Genomic DNA, 21,995 nt, shown 5'->3' on the forward strand with positions numbered 1-21,995 from the left:
CCGTTGTTGTTTTTTAAAACACTTATACCTTTAAATCATACTCTTTTAATTTCCTCCAAAGGGTAGAACGATCAATTCCAAGAGACTTAGCAGCTAACGTTTTATTAAACTCATTTTTTTCTAATGCAGTAAAAATAAGCTCTTTTTCCTTATTTTTTAGGCTTTTCTCATTGGGCAAATCCCCCAACATGTTCCTTCTTTTTATTTTTCCCAATAAAAATCTAGCACCATGAAGTCCTAAACTATTACCTTCCTCAAGAACCACCATTCTTTCAATTGCATTACGCAATTCACGGATATTCCCTGGCCAATCATATTGCTGAAACAAATCAATTAATTCTTTTTCAACAATTTCTATTTTATGTTTTCGTTTTTCATTAAACTCATTTAGAAAAGCATTAACCAATATCGGAATATCTGCTAAACGATCCTTTAGAGGAGGCAGCTCCATCGAAAGAATATTTATTCGGTAATATAAATCTGATCGAAATCGTTTCTTTTCAACCTCTTCTTCTAAGTTCCGATTAGTAGCCGTAATTATCCTCACATCAACTGGGATAATTCGATCCCCGCCTACTCGTCTTATCGTTTTTTCCTGAAGTACTCTTAATAAAAGCGCTTGTATTCGTAGTGTTACCTCTCCAACTTCATCCAAAAATAAAGTGCCACCGTGAGCAAGCTCAAATAATCCTGGTTTACCCTCCTTTAAAGCACCTGTAAATGTACCTCCCTCGTAGCCAAAAATTTCACTTTCTAATAGGTTTTCTGGAAATGCTGCACAATTAACAGCAACAAAAGGGCCAAGTGAACGATCACTAGCAGCATGAATTCCCTGAGCAAATAACTCCTTACCTGTACCAGACTCCCCTGTAATAAGAACAGTAGATTCCGTTTTAGCAAATTTCCTTGCAAGTTCTTTTACTTCAGATATTTCTGGTGTTACTCCCACAATATCACTTAATCGATATTTCGCTTCTAATCCATTTTGATGAAGTTTTTTTCGTAGTTGTAATTCTACTTTTTGTATATCCGTAATTTCTTTAAAGTTAGATACCGCTCCGACAATTGTCTCCCTAACAATGACAGGTGAGCGGTTGATGACAACTTGTCTACCACCAATAGTATCAATATCATCCCTTTCTATTTTACCTGTTTTCAAAACACGCAGCATATCCGAATGAGGTATAAGTTCGGTAATATTCCGACCTTTCATATTTCCTTCGATACCGAGTATTTTTTTTGCATGTTCGTTAACCAATCTGATGTTGCCTGTTTTATCAACTGCAACCACTCCGTCATGAGTAGAATTAACGATTGCCTCTATCTGATATCTTTCTTTTATCATTTCATGAGTTAGATTTACTAAGGAACAGGCAATTTGTAATAAAGGTATAATAGTGGTGAACATCGGTTTAATATAATGTATGTTTTTTATTCTTGGTGAAGAAATAAATCCTTTCATCCATACTGGAGCGAGGATTATCTGATTGGGGTTAAGTTCAGAGGTTTGTTTATCCGTCAAAAAAGAAAGTAGGTTATCTTCATTTAAAGTATATTCACTTTTTAACCACAAGATTTCATTTGTTGATGCAATATATGTATATTTTAGATTATCTCTTTTTTCACATATCTCATTTATTGAGCTTTTAATATCTCCCATTCCTATCGAAATCGGAATAATTGGCAATCCAAAATCCTCCAATTCATTTAAGTAGATTGCTGGTGTAAGAATCACCATCGGATTCATTATTTTTTCTAATATTGAATTAATCGAATAAAAACTAGCAGTTTGGTATCCTAAGCCAGTTAAATAATTTTTTATTTGTTCTTCATGCAAATCCTTCATTTTAAATAGTACTATCATTGGATCACTCCTAAAATGTATTTATAGAATTGTTTATCGTGTTATTTATTCGGAATCTTCCGTCTTTATAATATAGGTAATTTTTATTCTTGTAAACTAGCTATTATTTTTACACGATAATTGAATGAGTTTGTATTGAGGCATTTCCAGCCTAAGAAACTAGGTTCAATAAATGTCATCATCACAAGTCAAACTTCCGAAGAATCCTACTATAGACCTAATCAATATAAGCCCTTTTCCCCACCCTCTTTCTGGTAAAATAAAGAAATGAAAGGGGCTATTGGTTGATGGAATTACAAACAAAGGACAATCGAAAGTTTACGAATCAGCTGCCTAAGTGGGCCATTGGTTGCCATATAGGGTTGATCTCTATTTTCTTTATAATTGGAATCGGTGTGTTTGTTTTAGCTGCCAAAGAAGTTTCCGAGACAGGATTCGGTTTATCCCTCCTACTTTTTGCGATTGGTGTTGTCTTTCTTGGGTTTTCGTGGTTCAGTTATAAGAATTTACGAAAATACCAAGACGTTGTAATTAACATACAGCTCGGTGAAAACGGGTATGATTCCTATGTGAAGGACAAAAAGATGGATGAAGAACACCACATATCCATTCCATATGAAAATATAAAATATGTATTAATCGGTATGGACTATCGCTTAAAAGCAAAGTCCAAGATTCATAGTGGCGAAAATTATAATATGAGGACAAAATTTGTTCCGGTACGATCCGCTAAAGTCTTTATCTATGGTGTCGATACCAATAATGAAGTGAAGGTTACCAGTTTTCCTCATGCGGACGAGAAATCCCTATATGATTGGATTGGCGTTTTTCAAAAGTATAGGGTTGACATTTACCATACGGATAAAGCTTTAACAGCTACCCCCAGTAATCCTGAGGTCATTGAATCGATTCCAAAAAAGCATTTTGATGGAACACTTTCCTTCGTTATTGGCTCAGAGGCTGAAGGATTGGATAATCTCTTTCTAACAGAAGAACAGAAAAAAGTCATGGAGAAAAGTGATAGAAAGAATCGGAAGAACGGACTCTTATTTACTACTCTTCTCTCCTTTTTACAGCTTCTATTGACTTGTTTCTGGTTTCCGACTTGGGACATCGTAGGTGAATCCTTTAGTGACAGCTCAGGAGAATTCGTTGCACTTTTTTGCACCATTCTCTTACAGTTTTTTATCTATATAAAGATGGGACATGTCAAATGGTATGAGCCAATAAGAGATATGTTCATTCTTTACCTGGGTATTTTCATTGGTTTGCAGCTCTCATCCGACGAGCGAACATCTTTCGAGCCGGCCGTTCAGGTTTATGCGATGATGACGATTGGAGCGTTTTTATTTCTATATTACGCGATGAAGGTATCTTCCTGGTTTAAAAAACTGGGTAAGAAGTTATCGAAAACTGGCCCAAAAAAAGATTCACGTTTTTAAGAGAAAAAATGATAACTACAATATAAAGATAGATTTTAATACACATAAAAGCAGTGGATTTCACAACTGAAATCACACTGCTTTTTAATGTTAATTAAGGTAACATATGTTAAAATTATTTGTATATTCTTCTTCAAATAACGTAGCAGTACACTTTTAAAAAAAGGGAGTTGTTTAAATGCCTATTTGTAATCATTGTGGTAAAGAATGGACTTGGAAACAAACGATGAAAACACTATCCAGATTGAAATGCCCACAATGCAATAACAAACAATATGAGTCAGCTTCCTCAAAGAAAAAAACGTCTATAATCGGTCTAATCCCAGTAATCGCATTACCTATTAACGTCTTTTTAAATAATCCGTGGTGGATGGTTGTCATTATTATGATACCAATGATAGCAGTTGTACTGTGTGTATATCCATTTATGATCAAAGTTTCAAATGAAGAAGAACCCCTTTGGTGAAGAATTGGCTGAATCGCTAACGAATTGCCACTCTCACCATCCCATAAGAAAGAGTACATCTGCAAATAATGGTCTTTTAAGGACTTCCCGGTGAATCCGCAGGGAAGTCCTTCATATCTCCCCCGCCATTAAAAAAATCACCCATTTTCACAATTGTTTCGTTTCTTTAAAACCTTTAATCAAAATGACGATTCCACTACAAAAATGGTCGGGAATAGTATTACCATTAAGCCTCCACCAGCAAATCCACTTGAAACAATGTTTGCGTCAATAATACCTAAAATCCAAGATAAAAGTGGTGCTATTTACAACATCGTAACTAAACCCCATGTAATTAACTTTTTCCTTTTTTGATTTGTATTCATAACGTTCTCCCCCTCCTAAAATCCGACTTTCCATATAGTTTAGTAAAATTGGTCAGAATCCCACAAAGAATGGAGAAATGTATTTCGCTGTTTGATTTTACTAAATACCATCACTAAAAAAGCATTACTGCTATTTTACAGTAATGCTCTCCTTTGTTTATAATCACTTTTTGAAACAGACCATAAACCCAGCAAACAAAAAGTGCTGTCGTTCGATATCTTGCTCCCTATCTACATTATACTACTCTTTATCAAGTATTTATAGACTACTCTTTTTGTAATTCCTATATTATAGTGGTATCCAAAGCTAATATAAGGAGTGTATCAATATGAATGACATAAAAGATGTCTTAGATAGTGGTCCTTTTTTCCACGGTACTAAAGCAGAACTAAAAATAGGTGATTTATTAGAACCCCAGCACCTATCAAATTACCAAGATAAAAAATCTAACTATATCTATTTTACTGCAACATTAGATGCTGCTAAATGGGGTGCAGAATTAGCAACAGCTAAATCAAAAGAAAGAATTTATATTGTAGAGCCATTAGGCGAATTTGAGAATGATCCGAACTTAACGGACAAAAGATTCCCTGGTAACCCTACACGTTCCTATAGATCTAAATCTCCTTTGAAAATAATAGCTGAATTAAGTTCATGGGAAAGACATTCCGATGAACAAATAAATCATATGATCTCATCTCTAAAAAAGTTACGTGAACAAGGAAAAGCTGTAATAGACGATTAATCCAGTTTTCACGGACGGCGGATGCGCCATCTGCACTGCCGTCCCCTCTTTTCATTACCCACGCGATCTCCCAAGTTCTTTTTGTAAAAAATGGATTTCCTTATGTATACTAGGATAGCTTTCTATTTCCGGAATGACTACTTGCTTTGGCGAAACATTCCGTGCTGCAGCATTTGCCATTGTTTCAAATGCATATAAAATTTGTGCGGATTTCTCATTGGAAAGGTTCGGCCGGTTGGAATCTTTTGAACAATTTTCTAATAAGAATCCTAATTGCTTTGTTGAAAATAGGACTGGCCAATAATAATCTAACGCCTTACGGTTACCCGGAATCTCACCAGAGGCGGTATTATACAAAGTTTGTAAATTACTTAAATTTGTTCTCATTTTTATTCTTTCTCTACTCTGTCTTGGATTAAACCCTTTTCCTTGATCCGAAAAAAGAACCATTAGGAACTGTGCTTGACTTCGCAATGTTTTGCTCAGTAAATGCGGAATTCGGCTAGAAGCAGATTTTCTACCCACGAGATAAACTCCTAATAATCCAATCGCACTACCGATTACAATGTCAATAAATCTCGCCTGAGCAAAATAGGAAAAACTAAACATCTCTTGACTTGTACTTTCAGCCATTAACAATGCATTTGGCGTGAAGAAAAGTGCCGCTAATCCATAGTTTTTGACAATAAACAACTCGGTAATAAATGTTAATACTAAAATAAACAACGTAATTACAAAACCGGATGGATGAAAGGATAGAATGAACCCGGCAATAATTATACCAATTACTGTACCGAAAAATCGTTGAATGGCTCGATGAAATGTTGACACAATCGTTGCGCCTGACATCACTGCTACGCAAGATAACGGTACCCAATAGGAACGAGCAAATCCAAATTGATAGGCAAAAATTGCAGCAATGGCCGTTATCACGCCAAAGCGAACAGACGAAATAAACACGATTGAATTTTTATCAAACGCTCCCATAAAAATCGTTTTTAGAGAGGGTTTATCAATTTGAATCGATTTTTTTACATTGCATATAGGTTCATTAAGAATGGCTTCTGCATTATAGATGGTGGTGAACAACTGACTAACCTGCCTATCCATTTTCTCCGGCTGTAAGATATGTGGTTTTTCTCGCTTTTCACGGTTGTTTAAAGAATGTACAAGTAGTCGTGTAGTTTGCCCTACTTCTTTTGGTAATGTAGCATTGGCGTTTGAGAAGTGTTCCACAATATAAATGAACAACTCGTTTGCGAAATTATTTAATAAGTACAATCGATTAAACATGTCAGTGGTTCGCCATGGAATGTAACTCGCTGAAAGAGTTTCTTCGGATTCATTTAAAACCTCCATCACTTTATGCTTAGCTTCGGTGAATTTAGGAGTTCCAACAGAATCCAGAAGTTCAGCTAATTGCAAATAAACTCTAGTCACAACACCTGATTCTGGTCCATGGGGATTAAAAAACCACCCGATCATGGCAATAATCCACGATAAACAACCACTAAGAAATACTAACCCTGCACGTAAAAATGCTTCATCGGGATTGAGTGGCATTCCCGTTGTCATGGCAAAAACTAATACAAAAAAGATGGCGGATGGACCGGTTATTTTTAATGCACCGAACACAAAAATGACTACTGCTGCAATGATTCCCATCAGAATTGCGACTGCTAGCGGATATGGTGCACTAATCGTTCCCAAATAAGTAACAAACGTCAAACCGAGGACGACCGAAAGGATTTTTTTTGCTCGCTGAGCATATGGGATATTAAACACATATAAATAGGTAAAGCCACCTAAGCCAGCAATTAAACCATATTGCAAATGACCAAAGACTAATCCTATCATAACAGGCAAAGCAGCAGCTAATCCTGCACTAAAGGCTTTTAACCAAGGAAATGGTTTCTTATTTACTTGTAGTGCTTGCTTAATCATAGAAGGGATTACCCGGTTTAATTGTTTGTCACTCATTATAATCCTTCTTTACTAATGTTTTTCTTCAGGTAGGTTATATTATTCACCTAATTTAAGTCCTTCAGCCGCTGAATTTATGTTATCACTAAGCTGTTACCTGGTTCACTGTTGCTTTCCAATCGCTCTAACGTTACACTACCTAAACGATACTTGTCGAAACTCCACTTGGAACTCAAGTTAGCCACGACCAATCGTATCGTTCAACTTCTTGCGATATTTTTCCTTCCAGGTTTGCTCTTCCTTCACCAAGTCATCGCAGAAAGCAGCCACGTCCTCACCCGTAAGGTCAGTTACTTTCTTTCCTTCCGCTGATCCTTCCTCAAAAAGTTCGAGAATGCCACCAAAGATACGTCTGCTGTCCTTCCAATCAGTTGGACCACCACCAGCAGTCCACATATATTTTTGGATAGCTTTGTAAGCGTTGCGGTACTCACTTGGAAGTGCCTTTGCACGTGCCTCCATCGCCCTCCATTCCCTCTTGTCATCAAAGCTTCCAATCATTTTTTCGAAAATATTCATTATACTTCTCCCCTTTTGATTTTATTCGTTTTAAGTTCATTAATTTTGCTTGAGACAAATTCCCACTTTTCCCAAAAAACTTCCAGTCGATCTTGACCTGCTGCGTTGAGTTTGTAAAATTTTCTAGGCGGTCCCATAGTGGATGGCTTTTTCTCGATGTCAACAAGATTGTGTTTCTCAAGCCGCATGGTAATTGTATAAACTGTGCCTTCAACCACATCAGTGAAGCCAAGCTCTCGAAGCTGTTGGGTGATTTCATAGCCGTAAGTTTCGCCACGACTGATGATTTCAAGCACACAACCTTCAAGTACTCCTTTCAACATTTCCGTGATGTTTTCCATAATGACCTCCATTTAGATTCCTTATATTTATTAGTACTATGTAACACAGGTATCTTGTGTTACCGATATTCAGTATCACTCACTACCAGTATATAGTATTACAAACTAGTGTCACTTGTCAATAAATCTTTTCGTCAAAAAGGCCCATAATACGACCAAAAATAAACTTTAGGCTATGAGGGTAATCTAATATTAACGGATCCTGATACCTATCTAATGGCTTGTTGCATCACAATATGTGGTGCTTTTACGATATAAAAAATAACTCAGTAGTTTCTGAGCTATTCTTGTGATTATTTATATCCCTTATTCAACTAAAGCTACCCTTTACTTTAAGTGCAATTCTTCACAAACTTATTTACTTGCTCAGCAATGATGGTCTGATCCGCGCTTTGTTGGATTACAATGAGTGGAACCCACAATAGAGGCCTTCATGGGAACTGTTCATTCCACCATGTGTGATAAATAATTTAGTATATTTTAGCACTTCTACTTGTGGTACATAATTTTTTAGGATCTTTCCTAAATCAGATATTTGAGTTTTTTCCCCAATCGACATGACTACGGTTTGATCAGTGTTCCCAAATGGTTCAAAACAAAGCTTTTAAAAATCAATGGCTTGGTTAAAGACAGTACCAAGTGAAATATAAATCGAATTTTTCCCCTTGATTGCTGTAAGGTCAAAGTTTTCATGAATTAATCGTGTTGAGATGGATGGACCTATAGATTTGTAAGTGTGGTCGAATGCTACTGCAAAAGGTTGCAACTCCCTAATTGTATAAACGATTGTAAGTGGTGCAGGATTACAAAAAACTTCGTAATGGGAATGGATCACGACGCCATACTTTTCCTTCACCATTGCCATCATGCTTTGAAATTCATTGTGTATTTCTTTAACCACTTCTATAGGAATGTTTTTAGAAAGTCGTTCCAACATTTTATCGAATGATTCCTTTGTCTGCGCAAAGGAAGTACAAGAATTGATTGCCGGTAACTTAAGAATTTGGGGAAGTAAATGTCCACAACCGAACATAGAATCATGGATGATGAAATCAAAATGTTCTCCATCAATCTGTTCAAGCACGCTAGGTATGACAATATCTGCAGTAAATAAAAGTCCATTAATTCTTTCAAGTAAATAATTTCTTCCACCCGAGATAAATGCTTTTATAAATTTTTGACCTTCTAATGTTCGTACCGTAGCTCCCGTCTTCTCAATTCGCTCTCGAAAATCTTCTATCGTAAAGTACACTACCTCTTCGCCGCGTGAAATTAGCTCTTGGACAACTCCAATAGTTGGATTGATATGTCCTTCTGAACCTATATTAATAAATAAAACACGTGCCATTTCAACCACCCCCTGCCCCGTTAGTTGAAGAAGAAATCTTTAAAGTTGGAGATCTAAATCATCTAAAGTACCATTCAATTTTTATCTGATTTTCTCCGCTAACTCTAAAATAATTCCCTCTGGACCACGAACGTAGCATAACTTATAACTTTCTTCATATTGCTGTATCTCACTAAAGATTTCCGTGCCCTTCTCTTTCAATTTTGCAACAATAGCTTCAATATCTTCAACAGCAAAGCAAATATGTCGGATACCTTGCGTATTTGCAAAAGGTTGCTGAATATCTTCTTCATCTGACGGCGTATAAAATTTAACTAGCTCTATCCATGCCTGACCATCTGGCATCCCCAATCCCACACATGCCGTTTTAACATCATTAAGCCCAACTATTCTTTCCAACTGTTCACTATTCAATTCCCATTCCGCTTGCACTTCAAGTCCTAAATCAAGAAAAAACGCTTTAGCCTCTGAAAGATCATTTACGTTTATACTCACATGATCTATTCTATTGATTTTCATATCTCATACCTCCTATGTTCCTGTTATTTTCAATACCTGTATTCGTGTAAGGTTTGTTTGAAATTCTAATTCACTTAAAACAGAAGATATCCTTATTCAAGTAAACTGCATCGATAGTTTAGTAACTTCAACAAAAGGGTGCTTTAATCCTTCTTGGATCAAAGCACCCCTTAGTTAAAGAAGACATGGTGCAAACTAATGGAGTAATGAGGTACTTTACTTCTTGGTTAAATAATATCTTGCATTAGCAAAAAATATGGTTCCAAAAAGAAACAACATAACAGTTTACAAAATAAACCCAACTATTTGTTAAACTATCCTGCACAGTTAGTAAAAGAAGAAAAAGAGATTCTTTTTTCGAAAAAAATGACCCTCACAATTTGCGTGGAGTTATATTAATTATCTGTTTTTTTTACACCTTTACTTTTATATGGTTTTGCACTCTTTTTTTTATTTGCACTAGCTTGCCAACGATTCCAACCTTTCTTGTCTGTTCCTCTCCCAGTTCCACTTTTTCCTTTAGCTTTACTCATAACATCACCCCGTTGTCCTTCTAGCTTGAGTTAACCATCTGTTAGTTTTAGTATTTTACTCGGTTATTAACCAAGCATATTGCAATAAATAACATACATCCTGTCAACCATAGTGCTGTGTATCCTTTTTAATTCATCAATCTTTCCTTATTTTAAAACTCTCCCTTTAAAACTATTATACCTTATTGGCCCATTACTTAACCTGATGCTCCAGCATATCCACTATCTTGTGGATTTAAAGAAATTATTATTCCATGTTAGCTACTAATCTACTAGTTTCTTTATAATCTTCTATTAGCTGAGCTACATCTATCCCAATTTCTTCCTTACTTTCTCTTACTCCATCCTCAACTGTTCATCAGCTAATAAATGACCAGCAGCAGTAATATCAAATAAATTAGGATAGTCTTTTTTATTTTTACTACTGAGCTGTAAATAGATATTATCAATTCCTTTTTCATTACTAATAAACCAACAATGAAACGCTTAATGCCAGTATCCAATCCTATGTACATCACTCCGAGAAGCTTCACCTGTTAGGTTCTTATTATCATCAAAAATCTTTATTTTTTCTCGTTCCCCCACTATTCGTAACTCGATATCTACTCTTACCAATATCATATCGAATTTGATAAAGATTATAGCTATCGCCATTCTGCCCGAGTAGCTGCCAGCTTAATTCTGGAATTCTACCATCTTTAATCTGAACATCTTCGAGAAGCTTGTTTTACGTCTATGGAGAAAGCTCTATTTGTGTTTATGTTTTCAACAGGTTATAGGATGATTTTTTCAATGATATCCGAAATACGTTTCCCTTATGACTCTTGCATCCCTTAGTTCAAATACAATTTTTCGCAAACTCAATCCCCAAAAATAGAGCTGTAGTTTTTATTTCATTTCACTAATTTTTACATCAAAAATGCTTAACAGCGATACTATTATTATTATTGATAATAGCCAAGCCAATGGAGGTTTTTTTTGGTGTATCGGTAAAATAACGAAAATAATGCCTGTAAATAGTACAGACCACCACATATTCCATCCATTATGGTATGTAATAAATCCAAACTTACTGTTTATATACTCAACAGATAAGTATATTCCTACCCATAACAAATACCATAAAAAACGTTTAATCCATTCCTCTGGGAACCTTCCTAGGTATATTAATACGGTTCCAGAGTAAGAAACGACCATAGATAAAATTGTAATAATGGTATGGTTAGGTAAGATTAAATCGTGAAACAACCACATTGATTTTTTGTAGAGGAGAAAGTTATATAGAAAATCTCCAATGATTAAGAAGAGTATTGTCGGATAATAAAGTTTCCAATTCCTCCAATCTCCCCATTTAAACGCTGCTAACAAGTATAAAATATTAACTAAAATATACATAGTATCCATCCTAATGATTAGTAATCCTATTCTCTCCAATTTACAGGAAATTACTAAAAGCCTTGTTCCACTAACCTCCACCGTTTGCTGAACAAGTAAAAAAGACCGCAGTAGCGATCTCAACTTTAACTATTGCACCCGTTCGTAATTTAAGGTTAGCTAGATGTTTACAGCTGCCTTTCACTTTCAAAGATTGAGAGCAAAATTTATTGAAACAAAAGAATATAAAATGTTTGCAGAGTTTGTTGTTCATTTTTGTAAGCAAATCTTTGATAAATTAGAAAAAAGATGTTTACCCACGGGATTTTAAATATCAAGATTCGACTAATGGATTATAAAAAATGGTGTTATACCTCAATAGGTAATAAGAAAATACATTAACCTTTTAAAATAGGGGTTACTTTGTCGATAGCTTTTTGTAACTTTTCGCTATTTAACCCATACATTTGTTTAGCCTCTTTTGATGCCGTTCCAAGAGCAAATAATTCTAAATCAGCTTGACATTTTTTCATAGTTGAAAGAATTAAAGGTCTTTCTTGTTGGGGTGGAACTTGCAACTTATCATCAAAAAGATCAACTGTTAATTCTCCAAAGGAATTAATCTGTCCAAGAAATACATTTTCAACCGTAACTCCTAATTTTTCTAACTCAGTGTGAAGCCAAGCACGATTCCGTCCAATTGTGGCTAGCGATTCGTCCATTATGACTCCATCCATAATGACAGTCTGTGGTTCTTTGATAGAAGGAACGGGTAAGTTTAAATCTTTTGCTGTTAATGGTTGGTTCTCTTTTTTTAACATAACGGATAAATCTCCTGTTGCCTCTAACACTGCAAATTCTACATCAGATACTTGAAAGACATCCTTTCTGCGAAGAAGTTCTAACAGTTCATCTGTCGTATATCTTTCCTTTTTTAAATTATCTTCCATGATTTTTCCATCTTTGATAAATACAGTTGCTTTTCCTTCTATAAAATTGCGAAAACCTTTACTTTTTAAAGAAATTAAACCAGAGAAAAAGGGAACAGCAGCAAAAATGACAATCCCAATAATTCCGTGAAAAATGTTTCGTTCAAGTCCCATAGCCACTTCTGCACCAATACTTCCAATAGAAATACCGGTGACATATTCAAAGAAAGATAGTTCAGAAATTTGCTTTTTCCCTAACCATTTTGTGATCAAAAATAAAACAGCAACAAATAATGCTGAGCGTACAGCTATATCTAACCATTCAGGCACTGCTTACACCCCCTGTAAATATAGTTTTTCTAGAAACCTTTGTACTGAAGTTCCTCTCCTTCTAGTTCTCCTACTCTTTTTTTTAAATCTTTTGTTACTTCGAATACTACCATCATAGCCTCATGCAAAGTTCGCTTCGATTCATCATCAAGAGTCCGTAATGCTAAACTTGAGAGACTTGCTTCTACCCCTTTTAGACTGGCAAAACACTGTTTAACGTCTGATCCTACAGTCATCTTAATCCTCCTTATCCTTTTGGTTTGAAAAATAAAGCTCCTATCATGCCGAAAACAATGGCAGCTGATATACCGGAACTAGTTACTTCAAACATACCTGTCAGCACACCAACTAACCCATGTTTTTCTGCTTCCTGCATCGCACCATGAACAAGTGAATTTCCGAAACTTGTAATCGGAACAGTAGCCCCTGCCCCAGCAAAATCAATCAACGGTTCATATAAACCAAACCCATCTAAAATTGCTCCCACTACTACAAGGGTACTTAACGTATGTCCCGGTGTAAGTTTGAAAACATCAAACATTATCTGCCCAATCACGCAAATCAAACCACCTACTGTAAATGCCCAAAAATAGGTCATATTATTGTTCACCTCCATATTCAATCGATACCGCATGTGCAATACAAGGAATCGTTTCATTTTGCTGAAAAGAAAGAGGGGATAATAAAGCACCTGTTGCAACGACTAACATTCTTTTAAATTCACCTTTTTTCATCCGGTTTAACAGATGACCATAAACTACCGTTGCTGAACATCCTGCTCCACTTGCTCCTGCTAGAACCGGTTGCCCCTCCCGATAAATCATAAGACCACAATCTTGGTATTGCTCCTTACGAATAGGAATTCCATGCTTTTTAAATAGATCCAAAGAAACTTCATGCCCAATTTGCCCAAGGTCTCCTGTTACAATTAAGTCGTAATAGGACGGCTCGACATTTCGTTCTTTTAAATGCGCTTCAATGGTATCAACCGCTGCAGGTGCCATAGCCCCTCCCATATTAAACGGATCGGTCAGACCCATATCAATTACACGACCTATTGTGGCAGAAGTGACACGAGGCCCATCCCCAGAATCACTTAAAAGGGCAACACCAGCACCAGTAACCGTCCATTGTGCCGTAGGAGGTTTTTGTCCACCATATTCTGTAGGATACCGAAATTGTTTTTCAACAGCTGTATCATGACTGGAAGCTCCTGTTAACAAATATTTAGCCCCTTTTGTATTAACGATATATGCACCTAGAGCTAATCCTTCCATAGAGGTTGAACATGCGCCGAACAATCCAAGATAAGGAGCCCCAATGGTACGGCTGGCAAAACTTGTCGGAGTAATCTGGTTAATCAGATCGCCTGCAAGTATAAATTGAATTTGTTCCTTTTGAATTCCTCCTTTTTCCATTGCCTTTTGACAAGCTTCTTCCAAAAGAACACTATGTGCTTTTTCATAGGAATCTTGTCCAAGCCATAAATCAGCATGAAGAGTATCGAAGTCATCTGGAATAGCCCCATTAGCTTCAAATGGGCCACCAATTGTCCCAGTTGAGATAATGACAGGCTTTTGTTCGAAGATCCATGTACGATAACCCGTAAGCATTATAAACCACCCCACTTGATTAAAATGGTTTTAATCAGTGCAATGACAAAAGCGGAAAAAACACCAAATAAAATAACCGACCCTGCTAATTTAAATATATTGCCGCCTACGCCTAGCACTAATCCTTCTGATCGATGTTCAATAGCAGGTGATATGACTGCATTGCCAAAACCTGTTACGGGTACAGCTGTTCCAGCACCTCCAAATTGGGCCATTCGATCATATACACCAAAACCAGTGAGAAGCATCGTAATAAAAATCAACGTACCTACCGTCGGATTTCCTGCCGTTTGCTCAGTAAAATCAAAATAGTAAATGTAAAAGTCTGTAATAAATTGACCAATCAGACAAATAAGGCCACCAGTTAAAAAGGCCTTTATGCAATTTTGAACAACAGGTCTTTTGATCTCTCGTTGTTTTTGCAACTTTTGGTATTCCTGTTGTACAGGAGTGAGTTTTTTCTTTTGATTGTTAGACATAACTCTACCCTTCCTCTTAGGTTTGTTCTTTCATAAGACTTTTCAATTTGTTCAAATCATTTTTTAGGTTCTTCTTATTCGTATCATTTTGTTGTAACCTTTGTTCGATTTTTTCAAGTTCCCAGAACATTTTTTTATCACTCGACACAAATACTTTATGTTCTGGATACAATTCTTCCAAGTCAGACTTTACTGACTTCTCGATATTTTTTAATCGGAAACGGTTGAAATTTTCGACTTTTACCGCTACTAAAAGCTCCTTATCTGTATTCACTGCCTTTACATCCGAAATTTCTTCCTTGGTAATAATCTTTTCTTTAGCATGATTAGAAACAGATTGTTCAATTGGTTTATTTGTATGTATTTGTGAAATACTCGAATCATTATTATTACCTAACTGATTCTCGTTTCCGTTACATCCTGATCCCAATCCGATAACTATTAAAAAGAAAAAAAATATTTTTACTTTCATAAAATCACCCCATGACTTACCAGTATTGGAATACTAAAAAAGGTTGGCCAACTAAACCAACCTTATAGCCGTACTCATTATTATTGTTTGTATTGAGGTTCTTCTTGTTCAATTTGTTGAACACGTGGTTCAATACTATCAATTATGGATTGGGTTTGTTTAGCAGCATCTTGGTAGAGTTGCTTGGCTTGTTGATTTTCTGTACTAAGAGCAAAAGTTTCAAAGCTAGCCTGCGCGCTTTTTAATCCCGCTAGAGTTGTCTTAACGTCATTTATTACTGTCATGAATAGCACCTCCTATGATTTGACTTTAATATAGTGCTAAACAAAATATATATTTATTCATTTAGTTTTATATAAAAATGAATATTTGAAAATTTAAATATAAAATATTTTAATGTTTTTGGTAAAAATACATTTTGTAAGTAAAATTCTGCTAGAGGAAGTGTAGTGTAAATGATAATCAAGCTTTTTTACAAAAGTGGTCAAAGTTCAGTTGATTTATTCATGGGTTACTGTGAGTTTTAGTCCTCATATATTGATTTTGACTCTTTAGACTTATATGCTTTTTGTTTTGGAAACGGAGTAATAGTTGTAGGTTTATTTTATAAAATTATTTAACATAAAAAAGTGGAAAATTATTAAAGGAGAATATGAATTATGGATAAAGATTATAGTGAAATGGTTTTAGGACAAAAACCACGTGCTAGACAAAAGAATTTTTTTGGAAATTTAGAGGGGAGCTTTAAAAATCCTATTATACATAGGGAAATTCATGGTGAAAAAGTATACGTTCCATTAGATCTAAGTAGGATTTGGGACAGGATGTAAGTATCTTTCATTTATATAAAAACTTCATTTAAATGAGAGGCAAGTCGAATGTACACCGTTTGTTTAAGGGTGATAGTATTGCTATATTGTTAAAGTAGCAACTAGCGACAAATGCCTCTCTTCTAATCAACATTTAACAAAAAATATATCCTAAGTAGAGTTGTTAAGCCGAGCAATGCACCAAAGGTAGTGTTCATAACAAAATAATAAATCATCCGAGCAAGTCTTGATGATCATTTTTCTGAACTAGCTAAACCAACCGCAATCCCTACCGCAAAAATAATCAGCAGATTCGCAAAACGATATTTCTTGCAAATGTAGATTTTTCAGAATGGGTTTTGCCCACTGTAATAATTACCAACCTTTTCATAATTTCAACTACTTCTAGCAAAAATTCTAGAAACAGTATAAAAATCCCTTTATTTGCGTTTAGACTGCACCGTTAGCCAAGTAACTTCAAAAAAAGTGCGTAATCCATCTTGGATCAATGCACCCGTTTGTTTAAGTACACATTTCTTCACAAACTTGGTGGGAATTATGTTGTCTCATAACAATGGCCACTAGTATGTCGGCAGCCTAGTTTTTAGCAACTTCTGTATTTTTCTATTCCACACAGTATGGTGAACCTATTAGAATCAAAGAACAGCTAAGCCTTGTGACCCGAAGTAAGGAGAGTTAGTTCAGGCAGCAACCTGCAACTTTACTAGACTACCATCAACTTGGATATTAAACACTGATACTGTACCCAATTTCCGTTAAGGGTGTAAAAAACCGTCCATCTTTACTCACTCTAACATCTATCGGGAGAATAATTTTACCTTAAACAAAAATTGAATTAATAAATTCTAAAAGTAAAAACTATTTATTAAAGGAGGAGATTTAATGAAATACAAAGCAGAGAAAACTATCGAAATTTCATCCTGGATAATTGTGTCATTATTATTAATAAAATTTACACCAAAAAATAAAATTCGTGAATCACTAGTTGTATTTTTATTTAAACAAGCACTAACATGGATTTTTGGATTACTAGTGGTAGAAAAAAACTTAATTTCCTATCCATATCGCTTATTTTTCAAAAAAGCAAATAAAGCTACTTTTTCATTTGAATACTTTATATATCCTGGACTGTGCGCTTTATTTAGTTTGTACTATCCCAAAAATAATTCTAACCTTTTAAAAGCCCTGCATTGCTTTCTTAGTACTTCTGTAATAGTCATCTTTGAAATAATTGCAGTGAAATATACAAAATTAATTAACTATAAAAAATGGACTTGGTATTGGAGTTTTATAACAATTTGGATAACTGATTACTTAACACAAGCTTTTCACAACTGGTTTTTCAAAACTAAATTTCATGAATAAAAAGGGGCAGTTAGACTGACCCTTGTATTAAGTTAAATGCACGATTTAATTTGGGTAAGACACAGTGGTAGATAACTTTGGGGTTGTTAATAATTCCATGGATAATTGTAGGCGGATTGATTTTTATTCCTATATCAATGGTTATGAAATCCTGCGAATAAGCGAGTGTTCGGGAGAAAATCGAATTTGAGTATTGTTAGGGCGGAGAAAATTTATGGTTTCGTGCCCTTCATCAAATTGCTGAACAATACCTACCATGGTTGGATATTTTCGAATATGCTCTTCATAAGATGATTGAAAGCCTTCGCCCACAACGAGGATTTCCTTTTTCATATTCTATATATTAAATAATAAATTCTTTCATAATTTCCTCCTTAAAAAACAAATTTTTGTTAGGGGGAATTTAGAAATACACAAGCACTTAGGGCAGCCTATTATTCATTTATATCTAATCCAGATAAATTTAAAGAAAGTTCATCTAATACTAAAAATACACAACCAAAAACGGTTCTATAATCGATATAGTCCCCTTTAATTTCAACATTTATCTCAATAATATTCCTTTTATTATGTATGTATTTTTCTTCAAATTGATTAAAATTAATACTTGTTACAGATACACTAATTTCCTCTAAGGATTTTTTTAGCTCTCTTTCAAATATTGAATTATTAAAGTTTTCCCTGAAGAAAATACGAATAGTAAATTTCATTTCAAATCCTCCTTCTATTTTTGATTTGCCAAATCTGCCTTACTTAACCTTTATTCGCATAACTTGTGTATCTTTTATCCCATTTAATTTATTCATCTAAACTGTACCGTAGCAAATAAAAAAAAGCGATTCTCTAAGTATCGCTCATTTTACATTATTGTGCCCGTTTGTGAACAAAATGAGTTGTTTTCTTTCAACTTCTGTCCACTATTGACTTTGAATTTACTATTAGCCTTTACTAACAATGTAAAGAGATCCTCACTAAGAAAAATACTACGGTTTTTCTTTCTGTTTTCGTTTTAAGCAGAGTATCAAAAGTTTAAGTACTTCTCACCTTTTTGTTTCGTAGCCTGTGTTAACGGTACCGCTCTTCTTTAAATGGATTTGCTGACATCGAATAGCCACGCTCTTCCCAAAAACCAGCCTCGTCTACTTTCATAAACTCAATTCCTGAAACCCACTTTGAGCCTTTCCATAGATAAAATACTTCTGGTGGAATAAACCTTAGTGGATAACCATGTTTTTGGTCAATGTCATGCCAATCATGGTTTTTATCCTTCCAACGGTATACAAACAAAGAATCGTCCCCTAATAAAGGCTCCAGCGGCAGGTTTGCAGAATAACCAAATCTGTCCCCATTGTAGTAACCGTAAATTTTAATGTATTGTACATCTTCATTAATTTCAACAAATTTCAATAACTCTCTAAGTGCGATTCCTTCAAAAGTTGTATCAAATTTAGACCAGGTGGTAACACAATGCATGTTAACGCTTGATATGGTCTTTGGAAGCTCCATGACTTCCTTATAGGATAAGGACTTTTCTTCCTTCACCTCACCAAAAAGTCTGAAATTCCATGTGATTTCATTAAACTCAGGAACATCCCCTGTGTGCAATATTGGCCATTTTTCTGTTTCAAATTGGCCAGGTGGAAGCTGTTTTTTCATCTTACACCATCCCTTTTTCATCTTAAACGTTAATTAAATCACAGAGCTTTGTATAGTATACTTCAAAAAACTGAAAGCATACTGTAGTCAAATCCATTATTTGAGATTTACCTAAAATTGGGAACCAGTATATTCCCATAAACTTCTTATTCCACTATCCTGCCTCGTTTGTTCAATAATGAATTCAACAAAAAAGGTGGTTAATCCTTCTTGGATCAACGCACCCGTTAATTTATGTACATTGTTTCACATATTACTTATTTTTTGCTTTCAATTCTCTTAATAATTTCAGAAACACCCATTGCAATACTCGCATCTAGCATTTCAAACAATGTCCCAAATAGTATCATCCCATCATATTCCCCAACGAAATTCATCACAAAGAAAATAAGGAAAAATGCAAATATTATTACTCCAAAAATACACTACCTGTAAAGCTCCCGTTAGCCATCCATGAAGCGAAAAAATCATCACTTCACCACAGAGAATGGAAATATCCTTAGATGTTTATAATGGTACTTAACATAGTCAATCAATCCATAGATCAATGAATAGCAGCTCTCTTTTTTTTACGAATTAGGAGGGATTTCTTTGATATTGTTTTTTTTGTGTAATTAGAGAAGTTTATTTTCATGGTAGTTATATATAAGACTTACACAATAATTGTATAATATATAAATGATGCACAATAAGTCATTATTTCTTACCTTTTCGTTCTAAAAGTATAGGTGATATATTAAGTAAGATCGAAACAATTGTCAAAAACCATAATGCCCTTTCCATACCAGGTACTACATCCATTAAAGCTGCCCAATCTTCCACTTCTACCCACACCGATACAAGACTGTATTCTGCACAAAGCGTTAAGGCTGTAAATGATAATCCCATCGCCATAGCAAGCTTATAATCCTTTCCTGCGTTATACATATAAAGATTTATAAAAGTTATTACTATTGCAATAACCCCAAATATTATCCACATAACTATACCTCCAAATATTTTTATTTATGTCGTAATACTAAAGTGTATCAACTCAATTTTTTGCTTTACTTTTTTATTAGACATTAATACGTCAAATCTTATTTGTTAGAGTAAACGCTCCTCTTTTTTTCATTTCTATTAAACAAGCCTGTCCCGTTACTTGAATAAGAAGTAAGTTCTTATTTGAAACGACTTAAACTTTGCCAAAGGGCAACTCCTAAAAAGAAAACGATTACTGCTAAGATAAACCAAGAGTAATAGTTCTTTTTGTTACGTAGTATTTTGTATGCAAAGAAAATTAGAATTAAAATCAATATTGCCATTCCTGTTATTGCCAATAGCATACGAAGCACGAACATAATAAACCTCCACTGTTAGACAGTTCTGCATCTTTTAGTTGAATAACTTCAACAAAAAAGTGCATTAATCCTCCTTGGATCAACGCACCTCATAGTTGAATAAGGCTTAAAAAATTCCATACGTTACTGTTGTTCATATCTGTAATTTTTAAGTGATTGTATAAATTCGTTCACGCTACTTAACTTTTCGTCTGGTTGAACACTAAACTCTAATGTCTGATAATTTGGCAACCACTGTACTCCGATTGTATGTACGTTAGCTTCTTTACCAGCCAGAATGTCAGCGTCACTATCTCCTAAAAAAATAGCTTCAGTGTTTTTTATATTAAGCTGTGCCAATGCCTTGTTTACTCCCTCTGGATGTGGTTTGGGTATAGTAACATCATCACCCGTAATAATTACATCAAATATGCCATTCATATTAAGGCAATCTAATGAGATAAGTAGGCTTCTGCTTGCTTTTCCTGTTACAATCCCTAATTTATAACCTTCCCTTTTTAATAGTAGAAGTAAATCGTTAATCTCCTGATTCTCAACAACGAGTTCTTGATGCTTTTCACTATATTTTTCATAATATAATTCAATTGCTTTATCATGATTTGACTCCATAAGATTTTCTTTAATGATTCCTGTCTCAGATGGGCCGAACATAGCCTTTATTTCATCTGGGGTAACCTCAATGTTGTCAAACTCCTTAAATACAGATTGAAACGCATAGAAACAAACTGGCAAAGTATCAGCAAGAGTACCATCGAAATCAAATATAATCGCTTTCATAACTACACACCCTCTATAAAAATATTGTATCTTGGATTTTATTGAAAAACATAATCTATATTTTGGATACATTGAATCTTCTACACTTGGAAGTAGTTTGTATGTGCTTTTCTTGTGCAGAGCTTCTTACTCGTTTTTAAATAAAATATTCGTTTATTAATACTACTTCTCTATTATGGTATAAATCCCCTTCCTGAACTATCCTGATTCTTTACTTTAACAGCAAGAAAAGCCAACTTGTCTTCAACTAAACTGCCCTGTTACTTCAATAAGAAAGAGCGACCTTCGTTATTGAAGTATCGCTACCATATAGTTTAATCGGAGGGTTCTTTAAGGAAGACTTCAATTTGATCATTACGTTTGACTAATATGACTGATTTATCTTCTTTTGAACTAAACAACTCTGTACCTTTATCCAAATAATTCGACCGTAGGTGAATGCTTGGCATTACATTGGGTTTTACTTTGTTTGCAACTATACCAATCTGTTTATCAATCGTATATTCATTTTTATCATCATAACCTTTAAGAATAAATTTATCGTTATTATAAATAAGAATTGCTTTGTAAGAACCTCCGTTTGTGTTACATCTAGAAATTAAGATGGCGAACACAAGTAGATGCAAAAGTTTATTCATAAACCACCCACCTCCTAAATATACTTCCATTTTATTAAACTCCCTCAGTTTGATACGAATATCTCT

General features: G+C 34.7%; 25 protein-coding genes and 3 pseudogenes. 5 read left to right on the plus strand and 23 right to left on the minus strand.

All coding sequences use genetic code 11. The features are described 5' to 3' along the window. Positions 1 to 22: 22 nt before the first annotated feature. Positions 23 to 1,864, minus strand: coding sequence for a sigma-54 interaction domain-containing protein (locus CKK03_RS16905; RefSeq protein WP_245864170.1), 1,842 nt, complete (start codon positions 1,862 to 1,864; stop codon positions 23 to 25). A 287-nt stretch (positions 1,865 to 2,151) separates the two neighbouring features. Between CKK03_RS16905 and CKK03_RS16910 the strand changes: the two genes are divergently transcribed. The 3 genes from CKK03_RS16910 to arr all read left to right on the plus strand — a co-directional run bounded on the left by CKK03_RS16910 (position 2,152) and on the right by arr (position 4,883). Further along, positions 2,152 to 3,306: a hypothetical protein gene (locus CKK03_RS16910; protein ID WP_099363704.1), complete on the plus strand. Its 1,155-nt coding sequence runs from the start codon at positions 2,152 to 2,154 to the stop codon at positions 3,304 to 3,306. 178 nt (positions 3,307 to 3,484) lie between these two features. After that, positions 3,485 to 3,772 (plus strand): TIGR04104 family putative zinc finger protein, encoded by a 288-nt coding sequence (locus CKK03_RS16915; RefSeq protein WP_099363705.1) that lies wholly within the window; start codon positions 3,485 to 3,487, stop codon positions 3,770 to 3,772. Between the two features lie 694 nt (positions 3,773 to 4,466). Further along, positions 4,467 to 4,883, plus strand: a complete 417-nt coding sequence (gene arr, locus CKK03_RS16920) for an NAD(+)--rifampin ADP-ribosyltransferase (RefSeq protein WP_099363706.1) — start codon at positions 4,467 to 4,469, stop codon at positions 4,881 to 4,883. Positions 4,884 to 4,937: 54 nt separating this feature from the next. On the opposite strand, the gene CKK03_RS16925 is transcribed toward arr, so the two are convergent. The 15 genes and pseudogenes from CKK03_RS16925 to CKK03_RS17000 all read right to left on the minus strand — a co-directional run bounded on the left by CKK03_RS16925 (position 4,938) and on the right by CKK03_RS17000 (position 15,607). Continuing rightward, positions 4,938 to 6,863, minus strand: a complete 1,926-nt coding sequence (locus CKK03_RS16925) for an FUSC family protein (protein WP_099363707.1) — start codon at positions 6,861 to 6,863, stop codon at positions 4,938 to 4,940. Between the two features lie 180 nt (positions 6,864 to 7,043). After that, positions 7,044 to 7,385, minus strand: a complete 342-nt coding sequence (locus CKK03_RS16930) for a DUF1048 domain-containing protein (protein WP_099363708.1) — start codon at positions 7,383 to 7,385, stop codon at positions 7,044 to 7,046. Beyond that, positions 7,385 to 7,726 (minus strand): PadR family transcriptional regulator, encoded by a 342-nt coding sequence (locus CKK03_RS16935; protein WP_099363709.1) that lies wholly within the window; start codon positions 7,724 to 7,726, stop codon positions 7,385 to 7,387. Before CKK03_RS16935 ends, CKK03_RS16930 begins: the two co-directional genes overlap by 1 nt. A 359-nt stretch (positions 7,727 to 8,085) precedes the next feature. After that, positions 8,086 to 9,074, minus strand: a pseudogene (locus CKK03_RS16940) (glycosyltransferase); the annotation flags it as partial. 81 nt (positions 9,075 to 9,155) lie between these two features. After that, positions 9,156 to 9,593, minus strand: a complete 438-nt coding sequence (locus CKK03_RS16945) for a VOC family protein (protein ID WP_099363710.1) — start codon at positions 9,591 to 9,593, stop codon at positions 9,156 to 9,158. 395 nt (positions 9,594 to 9,988) lie between these two features. Then, positions 9,989 to 10,126: a DUF3934 domain-containing protein gene (locus CKK03_RS16950; protein ID WP_099363711.1), complete on the minus strand. Its 138-nt coding sequence runs from the start codon at positions 10,124 to 10,126 to the stop codon at positions 9,989 to 9,991. 301 nt (positions 10,127 to 10,427) lie between these two features. After that, positions 10,428 to 10,711 (minus strand): annotated as a pseudogene (locus tag CKK03_RS24265) (NUDIX hydrolase); the annotation flags it as partial. Positions 10,712 to 11,014: 303 nt separating this feature from the next. Beyond that, entirely contained in the window at positions 11,015 to 11,521 is a 507-nt protein-coding gene (locus CKK03_RS16965) for a CBO0543 family protein (protein WP_099363712.1), read from the minus strand. Between the two features lie 377 nt (positions 11,522 to 11,898). Further along, positions 11,899 to 12,759, minus strand: a complete 861-nt coding sequence (locus CKK03_RS16970) for a DUF421 domain-containing protein (protein ID WP_099363713.1) — start codon at positions 12,757 to 12,759, stop codon at positions 11,899 to 11,901. Between the two features lie 29 nt (positions 12,760 to 12,788). Further along, entirely contained in the window at positions 12,789 to 12,995 is a 207-nt protein-coding gene (locus CKK03_RS16975; RefSeq protein WP_099363714.1) for a DUF1657 domain-containing protein, read from the minus strand. An 11-nt stretch (positions 12,996 to 13,006) separates the two neighbouring features. After that, entirely contained in the window at positions 13,007 to 13,357 is a 351-nt protein-coding gene (gene spoVAE, locus CKK03_RS16980) for a stage V sporulation protein AE (RefSeq protein WP_099363715.1), read from the minus strand. A gap of 1 nt (position 13,358) precedes the next feature. Continuing rightward, positions 13,359 to 14,372 (minus strand): stage V sporulation protein AD, encoded by a 1,014-nt coding sequence (gene spoVAD, locus CKK03_RS16985; RefSeq protein ID WP_099363716.1) that lies wholly within the window; start codon positions 14,370 to 14,372, stop codon positions 13,359 to 13,361. Then, complete coding sequence (gene spoVAC, locus CKK03_RS16990) at positions 14,372 to 14,851, minus strand: stage V sporulation protein AC (protein ID WP_099363717.1); 480 nt, start codon at positions 14,849 to 14,851, stop codon at positions 14,372 to 14,374. Before spoVAC ends, spoVAD begins: the two co-directional genes overlap by 1 nt. Positions 14,852 to 14,867: 16 nt before the next feature. Then, the gene (locus CKK03_RS16995; RefSeq protein WP_099363718.1) at positions 14,868 to 15,323 is read right to left on the minus strand and encodes a YhcN/YlaJ family sporulation lipoprotein; all 456 of its coding nucleotides are present in this window, start codon (positions 15,321 to 15,323) and stop codon (positions 14,868 to 14,870) included. Between the two features lie 80 nt (positions 15,324 to 15,403). Continuing rightward, positions 15,404 to 15,607, minus strand: coding sequence for a DUF1657 domain-containing protein (locus CKK03_RS17000; RefSeq protein ID WP_099363719.1), 204 nt, complete (start codon positions 15,605 to 15,607; stop codon positions 15,404 to 15,406). 375 nt (positions 15,608 to 15,982) lie between these two features. Here CKK03_RS17000 and CKK03_RS23775 point away from each other — a divergent pair, with 375 nt between their 5' ends. Then, the gene (locus CKK03_RS23775; RefSeq protein ID WP_180271288.1) at positions 15,983 to 16,153 is read left to right on the plus strand and encodes a hypothetical protein; all 171 of its coding nucleotides are present in this window, start codon (positions 15,983 to 15,985) and stop codon (positions 16,151 to 16,153) included. Positions 16,154 to 16,833: 680 nt separating this feature from the next. Here CKK03_RS23775 and CKK03_RS17010 read toward each other — a convergent pair. Continuing rightward, positions 16,834 to 16,960 (minus strand): annotated as a pseudogene (locus tag CKK03_RS17010) (lactonase family protein); the annotation flags it as partial. A gap of 75 nt (positions 16,961 to 17,035) precedes the next feature. Here CKK03_RS17010 and CKK03_RS17015 point away from each other — a divergent pair. Further along, the gene (locus tag CKK03_RS17015) at positions 17,036 to 17,518 is read left to right on the plus strand and encodes a CBO0543 family protein (RefSeq protein WP_099363720.1); all 483 of its coding nucleotides are present in this window, start codon (positions 17,036 to 17,038) and stop codon (positions 17,516 to 17,518) included. 434 nt (positions 17,519 to 17,952) lie between these two features. Here the strand turns inward: CKK03_RS17015 and CKK03_RS17020 are convergent, their stop codons facing one another. The 6 genes from CKK03_RS17020 to CKK03_RS17045 all read right to left on the minus strand — a co-directional run bounded on the left by CKK03_RS17020 (position 17,953) and on the right by CKK03_RS17045 (position 21,929). Next, positions 17,953 to 18,228 (minus strand): hypothetical protein, encoded by a 276-nt coding sequence (locus CKK03_RS17020; protein WP_099363721.1) that lies wholly within the window; start codon positions 18,226 to 18,228, stop codon positions 17,953 to 17,955. 355 nt (positions 18,229 to 18,583) lie between these two features. Continuing rightward, the gene (locus CKK03_RS17025) at positions 18,584 to 19,174 is read right to left on the minus strand and encodes a molybdopterin-dependent oxidoreductase (RefSeq protein ID WP_099363722.1); all 591 of its coding nucleotides are present in this window, start codon (positions 19,172 to 19,174) and stop codon (positions 18,584 to 18,586) included. 696 nt (positions 19,175 to 19,870) lie between these two features. Continuing rightward, a complete protein-coding gene (locus tag CKK03_RS17030) occupies positions 19,871 to 20,155 on the minus strand; it encodes a hypothetical protein (RefSeq protein WP_099363723.1) in 285 nt (94 codons plus the stop codon). A gap of 179 nt (positions 20,156 to 20,334) precedes the next feature. Then, positions 20,335 to 20,514, minus strand: a complete 180-nt coding sequence (locus CKK03_RS17035) for a hypothetical protein (protein WP_099363724.1) — start codon at positions 20,512 to 20,514, stop codon at positions 20,335 to 20,337. Positions 20,515 to 20,637: 123 nt separating this feature from the next. Then, the gene (locus CKK03_RS17040; RefSeq protein ID WP_099363725.1) at positions 20,638 to 21,291 is read right to left on the minus strand and encodes an HAD family hydrolase; all 654 of its coding nucleotides are present in this window, start codon (positions 21,289 to 21,291) and stop codon (positions 20,638 to 20,640) included. Positions 21,292 to 21,605: 314 nt separating this feature from the next. After that, entirely contained in the window at positions 21,606 to 21,929 is a 324-nt protein-coding gene (locus CKK03_RS17045; protein ID WP_099363726.1) for a hypothetical protein, read from the minus strand. Positions 21,930 to 21,995: the final 66 nt, after the last annotated feature.

It is taken from the genome of Fredinandcohnia onubensis, from assembly GCF_002734215.1.
In the GTDB taxonomy this organism is placed as follows: Bacteria; Bacillota; Bacilli; order Bacillales; family Bacillaceae_L; genus Ferdinandcohnia; species Ferdinandcohnia onubensis.